Raw genomic sequence first — 13,041 nt, 5'->3', positions numbered from 1 at the left:
CTAGTTTGCGGCGGTGAAGCGTGCGCGGCGGTATGCCGGGGTTTCGATTTCATCCAGCATGGCCACAGCGTAGTCCTGCGTAGAAATGCTGTTGCCGGCCGGTGAATCCTTGGCCACGGTGTACTCGCCAGTCCGCTCACCGGGCTGGATCATCGGTGCGGGGGCCAGGACGGTCCAGTCGATGTTCTCCGGGGTCTGCTTCACTGCTTCGAATGCCTTGGCGGCCGTGGTGGCCTCGGCCTTGTACGCCTCCGGGAAATCCGGGGAATCGAGCAGGCGGACGCCATTGATCTCCAGGGTGCCGGCACCGCCGACGATCATCAGGCGGGTTCCCTCAGCGTTGCTGTAGGCGGTGGCCATGGCGTCGAGCCATTCTCCGTGGTCGCCGCCGGTGCGGCTGGGGCCCGTAGCCAGCACAACGACGTCGTGGTCTTTTGCGATGGAGGCAAAGGCCTGGCCGTCAGCCAGATCAGCGGCCTGCGCGGCGGCTCCGGGAACCTCGGCGCCCTGACGTGAGATGGCCGTGACCTGGTGGCCGCGGGTGATGGATTCGTTGACGATCTGGCTGCCGACCATGCCCGTTGCGCCGTAGACTGCGATTTTCATTGCTCTCCTTAGGGTTGCTATCCTTGCAATACAACAAAGGTATCTATTGGATACTGATAGCTTCAAAGGAACCTAGTTACCTCATGGATACTAAAGACCTCCCGGCCAACATCCTGGACCCCAACTGCCCTTCGCGTGTGATCTTTCAGCGAATCGGTGACAAGTGGGCCTCCTTGGTGATCCAAGTCCTCGGTGACGGGCCTGTTCGCTTCTCCGAGCTTCGCAAGATGGTCAGCGTGGTGACGCCCAAGGTGTTGACGCAGACGCTGCGCGCCCTGGAGCGGGACGGACTCATTACCCGCACTGTGCATGCGCAGGTGCCGCCGCGGGTGGACTACGAACTGACCGCGGTGGGCGAGTCCCTGTTGCAGCCGTTGTCGATGCTTCGCGAATGGGCGGAGAGCCACGTTCCCACCATCCTCGAAGCCCGCGACGCGTACGACGACGCACAGGACGAGTCCCTCCTCGGCTCCCCCAATTGAGGACAGCAGAGCGCGTTGGACGGCTCACACGCCCGCTGCCGTTCCAGGGTAGGGTCGGGCGTCTGGTTGTTGTGGGCGTCTAGTTGGGTTGGGCGGCCGGGACTGCCGCGCCGCTGATCCGGCCGTCCCGCATGGATGCGACCGCGTCCGTGAGGGGCAGATACTCGGTGTCATGCGTGACCATGACAGTTGCCGTCCGGAACTCGTCCGTGACCTGCCGCAGCAGCCGGACAACAGACTCGCTTCGCTGGTGATCCAGCGCAGCGGTCGGCTCGTCCACCAGCAACACCGAGGGGCTGCCCATGAGCGCCCGCGCGATGTTCACGCGCTGTCGCTGGCCGCCGGACAATTGGTGTGGCCGCTTGTGCGTAGCGCCGGACAGCCCCACGACATCCAGCAGCTCTTCGGCCTTGGTGCGCGCGTCCTTGACGGAGTTGCCGCGCAAGTGCTCACGGATCACCAACTGCTCGACGGCGGTCAGTGCCGGCAGCAGGTTGGGCTGCTGGAAGATGATGCCCACCTTGTCCCGACGCAACGCTGTGCGTTCAGCCTCCGTCAGGGCGGAGACATCCTGGCCATCGATAAGCACCAGTCCGGACGTGGGCTTGATGAGTGTGGCCGCAACGGCCAGCAGGGAGGATTTGCCGGATCCAGAAGGCCCCACCAGGGAAAGGAATTCCCCCTGGTGCACGGCAAGGTTCACGGCGTCCAAAGCCTTGAGGGTGGAGGTGCCATCCGGGTATTCGAGGGTGACGTTGACGAGCTTGAGTGAGGTAATCACGGTATATGCCTTTCCAGGAATGTCAGTATTAGTTGCCGCCGAGGGCCAGCAAAGGATCTACCTTGGTGACCTTGCGAACCGCGAGTACCGCTCCAGCCAGGCCAAGGATCAGAATTCCCGCGAATGGCACCAGCGTGGTGAGGGGTGTGATGAGGAATGGAGCGGCCTGGGCTGCGAAAAGTCCCCCGGCAAGTCCCAATGAACCGCCAACGGCAGCGCCGGCCAGCAACACCAAAGCCGCCTGGGCCAGGGCGTCCTTCAACACATAGCCGGAGGACGCACCCAGCGCTTTGAGCACCGCGATATCGCGGGTTCGCTGCACGGTCCATACCGTCAGGAAGGCCACGATCACCAACGCCGAGATGCCGTAAAGAAATGCCTGCATGAGCATGAGTGATCCGTTCTCGCTCTTGTAGGAAGCCAAAGCCTGGAAAGAACCCACCCGGTCCAAGCTGACCGTGCCCGCTGCCGCGTTGGCGGCGTCGATGTCCAAGGAGGCCCCGGCGTCGTGCGTTACGGCCAGAACCGTGGCAGTGCCCGGTGTCGCATGCGCGATGGACCGCCAGGTGTCCAGCGTGGTCCAGACGACGCCGGTGTGTGAATACCACTGGTCCTCAACAACCGCTGAGATGGTCAGATCGGTCCCGCCAACCCGGACACGGCTGCCGGCTGCCGACGACAAGTCCTTGGCCACGGATTCGCTGACCACAACGGTCCCATCCTCCACAGCGACGGGAGAGAGAGCCCCGCCAAAAACGGCCACGTTGGTTGTCCCGCTTGCAGTCCCTCCGGCACCGATGGATTGGAGCCGGGATTGGCTGATCCCCAGTGCCTGAGCGGAGCTGACGCCCGGCTGCTCCCGCCACGTTTCGAGTTGCGCCGTGGAAACTTCCGACTCGGTATAGGACGCCTTGGGATCAGCGCCGGCGGGTGCGCCGAAAACGATCTGCTGAACAGGCAATGCCTCAATGGCCGACGTCGACTGGTTGCCCAGGCCGGCCGTCAGCCCTGACAACATCACCAGCAGCAAAGTGATCAGGGCGACGACGCTGCCCATGAGAGCGAAGCGGCCCTTGGCGAAACGGATGTCGCGAATGGCGAGAAACATCGGATTCCTTCGGTTGGGTGCGGGCTTGATCCCGGCACTTTCAACTCTTCCGGCGAAGGACCTTCCAGGCATCGGGAGGCGGATGGATTCCCTGAATCCATGGGATGGATCCGCTGATCATCCAAATGGTTGATTCAGGCGTCGAGGCAGTGAATGTGAGGGGTCCGGGAGCGTGCCGGCGATACGCTGGGAGGCATGCAGTCCCCCACCGGCGCCGCCACCATCCTCCGCGTGCTGCGAGTGTGCCTGCACGTTGGTTTTGCGGCGTTGTTGCTGGTGGCCGTTACTCGGTTACTGGCGGGAGTGGGCGCAGCTGGGAGTCCTTCAACTGTGGCCGTCGTGGCCGGGTTGGGATTGTCCGCCTTGCTGGCACTGGTCTATCTCGCCGGGACCATCCTTGAGAAGCGCCACGCCGGTGATCCCGCGCGGTTCAACCCGACGCATTATGCCGGCTGGTGGCTGGGCGCCGTCATGCTGCTGTGGCTGCTGCTTCTGCTGGTCAGCGGCGACTTCGCCTGGGTGGCCTTCCCGTTGTTCTTCCTGCAACTCCACCTGCTCCCCCGGCGTTTAGCCTTGCCGGCGATTGCGCTGAGCACCGCTCTTCTGATCGGCGCCTTGTGGTTCCACAGCCGCGGCTCGGCCGACGGTGGACTGCAGCTCGCTATGGTCCTGGGCCCGGTGTTCGGAGCCGGGTTCGCAGTGGTCACCGGTCTGGCGTACCGGGCACTGTTTCTGGAGGCGGAGAACCAACGGGTGGTGGCCGACGACCTTCGCCGGACGCGCGCGGAACTTGCGCAAACCCAGCACGACGCCGGTGTGCTGGCAGAGCGCGAACGGCTGGCCCGCGAGATCCACGACACCCTGGCGCAAGGATTCTCCAGCATTGTCCTGATGGGCAGGTCTGCCGAGAATGCGTTGGAAAGCGGTGATGTTGAGGCCGCCAAGGAGCGCCTGAGGATTGTCCAGGACACTGCTTCAGCAAACCTGGCGGAAGCCCGCAGCTTTGTCCGCGGCCTTCGCTCTCCGGACCTTGAACAGTCTGGACTGGTGGACACGCTGCGGAGGCTCTGCGAAAAGACCGAGACCGAGGCCGCTGCCCGGGGGACCACGCTGCGTTGCCGCTTCGAACTGGTTGGTACGCCTGTGGAGTTGCCCAACACTTACCAGACCACCCTGCTCCGGGCCGCCCAGGCCTCCCTCGCGAACGTGTGGGCGCACGCCAAGGCGCGGGCCGTCGTCGTGACTTTGTCCTTCCTCGGTGCGGAGGTGACGCTGGATGTTTTCGACGACGGCATAGGCTTCGAACCGTCGACGGCGGCAGGTACAGCGCGTGGTGACGGCACCGGCGTCGGGCTGCTGAGTTTGCGCGAGCGGCTGGCTACGCTGGACGGCGGTCTCGAAATCGAGTCCGCGCCGGGCGAGGGGACTGTGGTGGCCATTCGAGTGCCCTTACCTGCGGAGGAAGGTGCGCCGTGAGTGACATCCGTGTCCTCTTGGTGGACGATCATCCGGTGGTCCGGGCGGGACTCCGGGCGATGCTGGCCGACTTCCCGGGCGTCACGGTTGTGGCCGAAGCTGAGGACGGTGATGCAGCGTTGCTTGAGCTGGGCAAATTGCACACGCTGGGTGAACCTGTGGATCTGGTTCTCATGGACCTGCAGATGGGTGCCGGCATGGATGGTGTCACAGCCACGCAGAAGATCAAGGCGGGCGAGGCCGGGACTCCCCCGCCGCCTGTCCTGATTCTGACCACCTACGACACCGACGCCGACATTCTTGCTGCAGTGGAGGCCGGCGCGAGTGGCTACATGTTGAAGGACGCGCCTCCGGAGCAGATCCGGCAGGCTGTCCTATCCGCGGCCGCCGGGCAAACGGCGCTGGCCCCGGAGGTTGCGGCCCGGCTCATGGGGCGGATCCGCAACCCCTCGCCGGCTTTGAGCGGAAGGGAAGTGCAACTGCTGGAACTTCTGGCCACCGGGATGAGTAACCGGGCCATGGCCAAGCAACTCTTCATCTCCGAGGCCACGGTGAAGACGCATTTGGTGCATATCTATTCGAAGCTCGGCGTTGACAACAGGACGGCGGCCATCGCCGTCGCCACCCAACGCAGGATCATCCGCGGGCGCTGACTCCCGACCCAACCCAGGTGGCATTAGTGCCGTTTTGAGCGCCAAAACGGCCTTGGTTGCGACTCACTGGGGTAAGCAATTTTGGTTAAACGGTTGACCTTTTGCCCGTAAGCAGTGACGATTAGTGCACGTTTCGCTATGAGTTAGATCATAAAATGTCACTCGTCGAAAGTTGGCCCCACATGTCCGCACCCTCCTTGGGTCTGTCCGGAGCTGCCCCCATCAGCTCCGGACGCACCAAAAAAGGTTCCTTGGCCAGGAAGGCCGCGTCACTCGGCCTTGCCTCCCTCCTTCTCGCGGGAGCCATTCCCGCACTGACCTTCACAGCGGCCGCGAATGCCGCTCCGGGTGATCCCGCGGCCGTCAAAGCCGTCACCCCCGAAGTACCTGTCGATGCCGCCGGAGCACCCCTGGGAGCGGTGACGAGCTTCACCCAGTCCGGAAACGTCGTCGACCTCTCCACTGATAAGGGCGCCATTCGGGTGACGTTCCTGGACGACGGCAACTTCCGTTTGGAAGCCGATCCCAGCGGAAAGTTCACGGATCCCGCCAATACGGACCAAGGCGACCCCGCCCGGACAGCCAACATTGTGGTGGGCAAAGACAAGTTCCCCGGTGTCGCTCCGACGGTCACTGACGGCGACTGGCTGGTCCTGAAGACTGCCAAGATCAGCGTTGAGATCAACAAGGCCACCACCCAGCTCCGCGTTGTGCGGGCAGACGGGTCTTTGGTCCTGGAAGAGTCAGCGCCCATCACGTTCGGCGCGAACTCGGCAACACAGCACCTCGTCCAGCAGGACGGCGAACAGTTCATCGGCGGCGGCATGCAGAATGGCCGCTCCGTCCACACCGGTGCACTGATCAACATCGCCAAGAACTTCGACTGGGACGACGACGGCTACCCCAATGCAGTGCCGTACTACATGTCCTCCAAGGGCTACGGCGTCCTGCGCGACACGTTTGCCCGCGGCTCCTATGACTTTGCCGGCCAACCCACCACCACGCACGAGGAAAAGCGCTTCGACGCCTATTACTTCGTGGGCGATTACAAGCAGTCCCTGGGCGCCTACACCACGTTGACGGGCAAGCCCATGATGCCCCCGGTGTATGCCCTCGAATACGGCGACGCGGACTGCTACAACCGCTCCAACCCGGGCTATTCGTCCTCCGGTTACGGCGATCCCGATGGCGCCAAGCAGAAAACCCCTGACGCCATCAAGACGGCGCGGAAGTTCGTTGAGAACGACATGCCCGCGGGTTGGATGCTGGTCAACGATGGCTACGGCTGCGAATACCAGCAACTTCCGGAAACAGTGAGCAACATCGAGGAAGAAACCGACCTCAAGGTTGGTCTCTGGACGCAGCGCTCCCTGACCAACCAGGAATACGAAGTGGGCGAGGCCGGCGTACGGCTCCGCAAGCTGGACGTTGCGTGGGTTGGCCAGGGCTACCGCCAGGCTCTCACCGGTTGCGAAGCCGCCCACGGTGGAATCGAACAGTACTCGAACGCCCGCGGCACCTCGCTGATGGTGGAGGGATGGGCCGGCTCCCAGCGCTGCGGCATGCAGTGGACGGGAGACCATTCCGGAAACCTCGACGCCGTCCGCTGGCAGGTCTCGGCCCTCACCGGCGCCGGGAACTCGGGTTTGGCATTCACCACGGGCGACGTCGACGGCATCTTCGGCGGCTCCCCCGAGTCCTACGTCCGCGACCTCCAGTGGAAGGCCTTCGCTCCGGCGCTGTACTCCATGTCCGGCTGGGCAGCCACTGACAAGCGTCCCTGGCTCTACGGTGACGAAGCTACGGCCATCAACCGCCAGTACCTGCAGCTCCGCCAGCAACTCATGCCGTTCATCTACACGCTGGCCCAGGAGTCGTCCACCAGTGGTGTCTCGATGATGCGGTCCATGGCCCTCGAGTTCCCCGAGCAAGAGTGGTCCTACGGTGCCGAGGCAAACAACCAGTTCATGCTGGGCTCCGATTTCCTGGTGGCACCGGTCTTTACCCAGACCGATGTCCGCAACGGGATATTCCTCCCGGCGGGCCAGCAGTGGGTGGATTACTGGACCGGCAAGCTCTACCAGGGCGGCCAGATCCTGAACGGCTACAACGCGCCGCTGGATAAGCTGCCGGTGTTCGTCCGTGCTGGAGCGGTGATCCCGCAAGGCATTGTGGCCCGCAACGCATCTTTGGTTCCGGAAGATTCCATGATCACTTTGGACGTTTACGCTCAAGGCCAGGACAGCTTCACGCTCTACGAGGATGACAAGGTCACCCGCGAATTCAAAGACGGAAAATCGTCCAGCCAGGTGTTCGCAGTGGACGCTCCGGGCAAGGGCAACAGCAGCGTCAAGGTCTCCATCGGCGAACGGAAGGGCGAATACACCGGTAAGGCTGCGGCCCGTCCTTACGAACTGAAAGTCCACGCCGGCGCAGCACCCAAGGATGTCAAGATCGGCGGCACCAAGCTGGCCCAGCACTCCACCCAGGCTGCCTACGCCGCAGCAGCAACCGGCTGGTACTTCGACGAGGCGAATAATGGCACCATCTGGGTGAAGACGGGCTCCATTGCTTCCAACCAGTCCGCCACGGTTCAGCTCCAGCAAGCGGGTCCCCTGGGAGGCAAGAGCCAGGAAGAAACTGCCGCCGAAGTCCGTGTGACCACTGGCCAGCAGGTCTTCCAGGACCAGGAGACCACGGTGACCGCGGCCTTCGTGAACACCGGAACCAAGGCCAAAACCAATGTGGTCCTGACCCCGGTTCTCCCCGATGGCTGGACGGTGGTCTCTTCCTCCGGTGCAACCGCCGCCAAGGTGGAAGGTGGCGCTACTGCAACAGCCACATTCGTTATCAAGCCGGGGACCAGCGCGAAGGCGGGCCAACAGACCGTGCGGGTATCGGCGTCGTACGCTGCATCCGGATCCAGTCAGTCCGTAACCGGCGGCAACCAGATCTATGTCGCCTACGGTTCCTTGGCAGCCGCATACAACACCGTGTCCGTCACCACCGTGGCCGGCAAGGCCACCGGAAACTTCGACGGCGGAGGCGCCACCTTCGCCGCCGAGCAGCTGGCTGCTGCCACGGTTCCGGCAGGCGGTGTCCGGCCCGGCAGCACAGTGACGGTGGACGCCGGTAAGCCAACGCAGGTTGACTACACATGGCCGGCGGTGGGCCCTGACGTCCCCAACTCGGTGGCGCTCTCCGCGCAGACCATCGCCGTCAAAGGCAAGGGCACGCACCTGGCTGTCCTCGGATCAGCCGCCGTGGGCAACGGTACGAGTCCCATACTCACCCTGACATATGCCGATGGAAGCATGGAAAAACAACCCATTTTCTTCCCCAACTGGTTGCAGCCTTCGGTACTGAACGGGGCCGTGCTTGCGGTCTCGGAGCTGGGCCGGAACAACGCCAACGGTCCGTCGCCGGAGTACACGCAGTACAAGTACCAGGCGTTCTCCAACACTGTCCGGCTCAACCCCACCAAAGAACTGGCCTCCGTCACCTTGCCCACCGAGACGCGGGTGAAGTTCTTTGATTGGAAGGTGACTTCGCAGCCTCTTCCGGACGTTCCGCACGGCTCGGTGTACGCCTCAGAAACCCCTTGGGTCCAGGCGCTTAACGGTTACGGTGTGATCGGCAAGAACGTGGCGAACAAGGACTCGGCGTCGTCTCCGGACAAGGCGTTGGCCATCAACTACACCGATCCGGCCACCGGTCAGCAGCCCGTCTTCACCAAGGGACTTGGCGTTCACGCTGCCTCCAGGATCACCTATTACCTGGGCGGCAAATGCACGTCCTTCAAGTCCCAGGTGGGGCTTGAAAGTGGGTTCGGCGGCAATATCATCTTCAAGGTCAACGCCGATGGTGTGAATAAATACCAGTCGCGCACCTACACGCCCGGGTTCGCTCCGGAATCCGTGTCCGTGGATCTGACCGGTGCAGCGTACGTGGAGCTGGTAGTGGATCCATCGGGTTCCATCAACGGCGCGCACGGCGTGTGGGGTGATGCCAAGTTCACCTGCGCACCGTAAGCAGCTTGTCCTGACAGCCGTCGTTTGCTGCCTGTTCCCCAGGTGGCAAGCGGCGGCTGTCCGTTTGCCGGGCACAACAAGAAACTGTCAGGGGAACGGGGCATAATGTCGCAAATGGGGAAAATGAAAATGCAGCAGGGTTTGGTCCTTGGTCTGGTAACGCTCGTGATGGCTGGCTCTCTCACCGCCTGTGATGACGGCCGCGCCGGTGCGGAGGGAGCAGCCAAGCAGCTCGCCTCATCGCTGTCGGCGCTCGACGTTGGTTCGCTCGCCGTTGCCGGCAAGGACGCTGCCGCGGCCAACGACGAACTGAAGGCCGTCTTCGGAGGGCTTGATGCCAAGCCATCGGTGCAGTCGGGCGATGTAAAGCTCGACGGCGACACCGCCACTTTCCCCTTGAACTACAGCTGGAACATTGGCTCGGCCAAGTGGGAGTACACCTCCGACGCCACCCTCAAGAAGTCCGGAGACAAGTGGGCCGTTCAATGGAATCCGGGCCTGCTGGCGCCGCAGCTCTCCGATGGCGAGACTCTCTCCGTCAAGACTGTCCCTGCCCAGCGCGGCCAGATCCTGGGCGCCGGTGACGCCCCGATTGTGGAGGACCGGCCGGTTTTCCGGGTTGGCATCGACAAGACCAAGGTTCCTGCCGACCAGGCGGATGCTTCCGCGCGTGCCATGGCGGCGCTCCTAGGACTGGAAGCAGAGGAGTACGCCAAGCAGGTTGCTGCCTCCGGGCCGCAAGCCTTTGTGGAAGGCCTTGTTCTCCGCGCCTACACCGCGGACATCACAGAAGCAAAGATCAATGCCATCCCCGGCGGCGTGAGCATCCTGGATTCCATGGCGCTTGCTCCCACCAGGACCTTTGCGCGTGCCTTGTTGGGCAGCGTTGGCCAGGCCAGTGCAGAGCAGATAGAGAAGTCCAACGGAGCTTTGCGGGCCGGTGACACCACGGGAACGGGCGGTCTGCAGCAGAAGTACGACTCCTTGCTGCGCGGCAAGGACGGCGTGGAGGTCATTGCCAGTACCCAGGCGAAGGCTGAGGGAGAGACTCCCGGCACGAAGGTTTTCTTCTCCTCCCTTCCCGCACCCGGAACAACGCTTAAAACAACCTTGGACCTGAAACTGCAGCAGCTCGCTGAAGAGACGCTGGCTGGTGTAGGACCCGCTTCAGCTATCGTCGCCCTCAAGCCATCCACCGGTGCGGTTCTGGCGGCCGCCTCCGGTCCGGGCAGCAACGGTTACAACACTGCACTCTTGGGCCAGTACGCTCCAGGATCAACCTTCAAAATTGTTGATTCCCTGGCGATGTTCCGCAACGGTGCCACCCCGGATTCCAAGGTGGAGTGCCCGTCCACGCTGACTGTCGACGGCCGCACGTTCAAGAATGCCGAGGGCTACCCTGAATCCTCGCTTGGTTCCGTCGCCTTGCGTGATGCGTTTGCGCATTCCTGCAACACGGCTTTCATCAATGCCCGCGAGACAGTCAGCCAGGATCAACTTGAGGCAGCCGCCCAAGCTCTGGGTGTGGCTGTGGAGGCTCCCAAGCTTGGCGCCGACGCTTTCCTGGGCTCCGTCCCAGGCGCCGCCGAAGGCACCGAGCACGCCGCTTCCATGATCGGCCAGGGCAAGGTGCTCTTCTCGCCACTCTCAGCGGCGGTCATGGCCGCCTCAGTTGCCAACGGCGCTCCTGTTTCTCCACAGTTGGTCCTCAACGCTGATGCAGCACAGAACCCCAGCGCTGCTGCAACCCCCACGGAGAGTGGCACCGCATCGCCGTCGTCCGAGTCGGATCCGGCAAGCGTTGCCCCGGCATCCACCAAACCAATCACCAAAGAAGAAGCCGCTGCGCTGGCCGACATGATGCGTGCGGTGGTGACATCAGGTCACGCCGGCTTCCTCGCGCAGGTTCCGGGCACCCCTGTGGGGGCCAAGACGGGCACGGCCGAATTCGGCAATGAGAACCCGCCCAAGACGCACGCCTGGATTGTGGCCACGCACGGGGATTTGGCGGTTGCAGTGTTCGTTGAAGACGGCGGACTGGGCGCAACAACCAGTGGACCTCTGTTGAAGTCGTTCCTTACTGCCGCAGGCTGACAGGGCCTGACGGCGGCACCAAGCACCGCCGTCGAGCACTGATACCGCGCCGTGGGAGGATTGAAACGTGGCCCATATTGACGTTTCCGGCATCGACTACTTTCTCTCCGACGGCACCCAACTGCTCAACGGCGTGACCTTCAAGGTCCCCGACGGCACCAAGACGGCGCTGATCGGGCCCAACGGAACGGGCAAAACCACGCTGTTCAAGATCATCTCCGGTGACCTCACGCCGGATGAGGGTGTTGTTGGACGCTCGGGGAACATGGGGATCATGCGGCAGTTTGTGGGTCAGGTCCGCGACGAATCCACGGTCCGCGATCTTCTGGTGTCCACGGCCCAGGCAGGCCTCGCAGCAGCTGCCAAGGCGGTGGAGGAAACCGAGCTCGCCATGATGGAGCACGATGACGAACCCACCCAGATGAAGTACGCGCAGGCGATCGTGGACTGGGGAGATGCCGGCGGCTACGACCTCGAGACCGTCTGGGACGAGGTCTGCATGGCAGCCTTGGGGATCTCGTTCGATAAAGCGCAGTTCCGCCGCGCCTCCACCCTGTCCGGTGGAGAGCAGAAGCGCCTGGTCCTGGAAGCCCTGTTCGCCGGCCCGGATGAGCTTCTCCTCCTCGACGAACCGGACAACTACCTGGACGTTCCCGGCAAACGCTGGCTGGAAAGCAAGCTCAACGAGTCCAAGAAGACCGTGCTGTTCATCAGCCACGACCGCGAGCTGCTCAACAACGCGGCCAGCCGCATCGTCACGCTGGAGCCCGGTATCAATGGCGCATCAGCATGGATCCACGGTGGCGGCTTCGGGACCTACGTCGAGGCTCGTGCCGATCGCAACGCCCGTTTTGAGGAACTCCGGAAACGCTGGGACGAGGAGCACATCAAGCTCAAGGAACTCGTCAATATGTACAAGAACAAGGCCGCGTTCCGCTCCGACATGGCCAACAGGTACCAGGCAGCGCAGACCCGCCTTGCCAAGTTCCTGGAGGCTGGTCCGCCTGAGGCACTGCCGATCGAGCAGAACGTCAAGATGCGGCTGAAGGGCGGCCGTACAGCCAAGCGGGCCGTCGTTGCCCAGAAGCTTGAACTGACGGGTCTCATGAAGCCTTTCTCGACCGAGATCTGGTTTGGCGACCGCGTTGGCGTGCTGGGATCGAACGGTTCAGGGAAGAGCCACTTCCTGCGCCTGCTGGCCACCGGTGGCACCGATCCCGAGCGGGAGCACCTGCCGGTGTCCGACGTCGTGATCGCGGAAGTACCGCACGAAGGGACTGTGAAACTGGGCGCCCGCATCCGGCCCGGGTTCTTCGCGCAGACCCACGTCCGTCCCGACCTCCTGGGCCGAACCCTGCTGGAGATCCTGCATCGAGGCGACGAGCACCGGTCCGGGCTCGCCCGTGAGGCCGCAGCCGGCGCCCTTGATTCTTATGGCCTGGCCGGTCAGTCCGAGCAGAAGTACGAGTCGCTGTCCGGTGGCCAACAGGCACGTTTCCAAATCCTGCTCCTGCAGCTGTCCGGTGCGACTCTTCTGTTGCTGGACGAGCCGACCGACAACCTGGACCTGCACTCGGGTGAGGCATTGGAGCGTGCCATCGACTCCTTCGAAGGCACCGTCCTGGCGGTCACGCACGACCGCTGGTTCGCCAAGTCCTTTGACCGCTTCCTCATCTTTGGTTCTGACGGCAAGGTCTATGAATCCGAGGAACCAGTCTGGGACGAGAAGCGCGTGGAGCGCGCCCGCTAACCACGGACCCTCTCTCACCTTTCGGTACTTTTCCGCGAACGCTCTCGCACTGGCTGCGAG

9 protein-coding genes are annotated in these 13,041 nt (G+C 63.3%); 6 read left to right on the top strand and 3 right to left on the bottom strand.

Translation table 11 applies throughout. From position 1 onward, the window contains the following. Positions 1-606, bottom strand: a complete 606-nt coding sequence (locus tag BMY91_RS11885) for an NAD(P)-dependent oxidoreductase (protein WP_090822109.1) — start codon at positions 604-606, stop codon at positions 1-3. Positions 607-689: 83 nt separating this feature from the next. Between BMY91_RS11885 and BMY91_RS11880 the strand changes: the two genes are divergently transcribed. Continuing rightward, positions 690-1,088: a winged helix-turn-helix transcriptional regulator gene (locus tag BMY91_RS11880; protein ID WP_090822107.1), complete on the top strand. Its 399-nt coding sequence runs from the start codon at positions 690-692 to the stop codon at positions 1,086-1,088. Positions 1,089-1,167: 79 nt separating this feature from the next. Here BMY91_RS11880 and BMY91_RS11875 read toward each other — a convergent pair whose 3' ends face one another. Continuing rightward, a complete protein-coding gene (locus BMY91_RS11875) occupies positions 1,168-1,866 on the bottom strand; it encodes an ABC transporter ATP-binding protein (protein ID WP_090822619.1) in 699 nt (232 codons plus the stop codon). A 31-nt stretch (positions 1,867-1,897) separates the two neighbouring features. Further along, complete coding sequence (locus BMY91_RS11870; protein ID WP_090822105.1) at positions 1,898-2,977, bottom strand: ABC transporter permease; 1,080 nt, start codon at positions 2,975-2,977, stop codon at positions 1,898-1,900. 195 nt (positions 2,978-3,172) lie between these two features. Here BMY91_RS11870 and BMY91_RS11865 point away from each other — a divergent pair, with 195 nt between their 5' ends. The 5 genes from BMY91_RS11865 (at position 3,173) to BMY91_RS11845 (ending at position 12,981) form a co-directional block, all read left to right on the top strand. Next, complete coding sequence (locus BMY91_RS11865; protein WP_090822103.1) at positions 3,173-4,453, top strand: sensor histidine kinase; 1,281 nt, start codon at positions 3,173-3,175, stop codon at positions 4,451-4,453. After that, positions 4,450-5,106, top strand: coding sequence for a response regulator (locus BMY91_RS11860; RefSeq protein WP_090822101.1), 657 nt, complete (start codon positions 4,450-4,452; stop codon positions 5,104-5,106). The genes BMY91_RS11865 and BMY91_RS11860 overlap by 4 nt, the downstream gene beginning before the upstream one ends. 155 nt (positions 5,107-5,261) lie before the next feature. Further along, on the top strand, positions 5,262-9,137 hold the full coding sequence (locus BMY91_RS11855) for an NPCBM/NEW2 domain-containing protein (RefSeq protein ID WP_256212712.1): 3,876 nt from the start codon (positions 5,262-5,264) through the stop codon (positions 9,135-9,137). Between the two features lie 123 nt (positions 9,138-9,260). After that, complete coding sequence (locus BMY91_RS11850; RefSeq protein WP_371261048.1) at positions 9,261-11,231, top strand: penicillin-binding transpeptidase domain-containing protein; 1,971 nt, start codon at positions 9,261-9,263, stop codon at positions 11,229-11,231. A 67-nt stretch (positions 11,232-11,298) separates the two neighbouring features. Next, complete coding sequence (locus tag BMY91_RS11845) at positions 11,299-12,981, top strand: ABC-F family ATP-binding cassette domain-containing protein (RefSeq protein WP_062072182.1); 1,683 nt, start codon at positions 11,299-11,301, stop codon at positions 12,979-12,981. The last annotated feature ends 60 nt before the right edge of the window (positions 12,982-13,041 follow it).

It is taken from the genome of Arthrobacter sp. yr096, from assembly GCF_900108925.1.
Taxonomy (GTDB): domain Bacteria; phylum Actinomycetota; class Actinomycetes; order Actinomycetales; family Micrococcaceae; genus Arthrobacter.
Note: the sequence above shows the minus strand (reverse complement) of the source record. Positions and strands in the feature narration are given on the sequence as shown.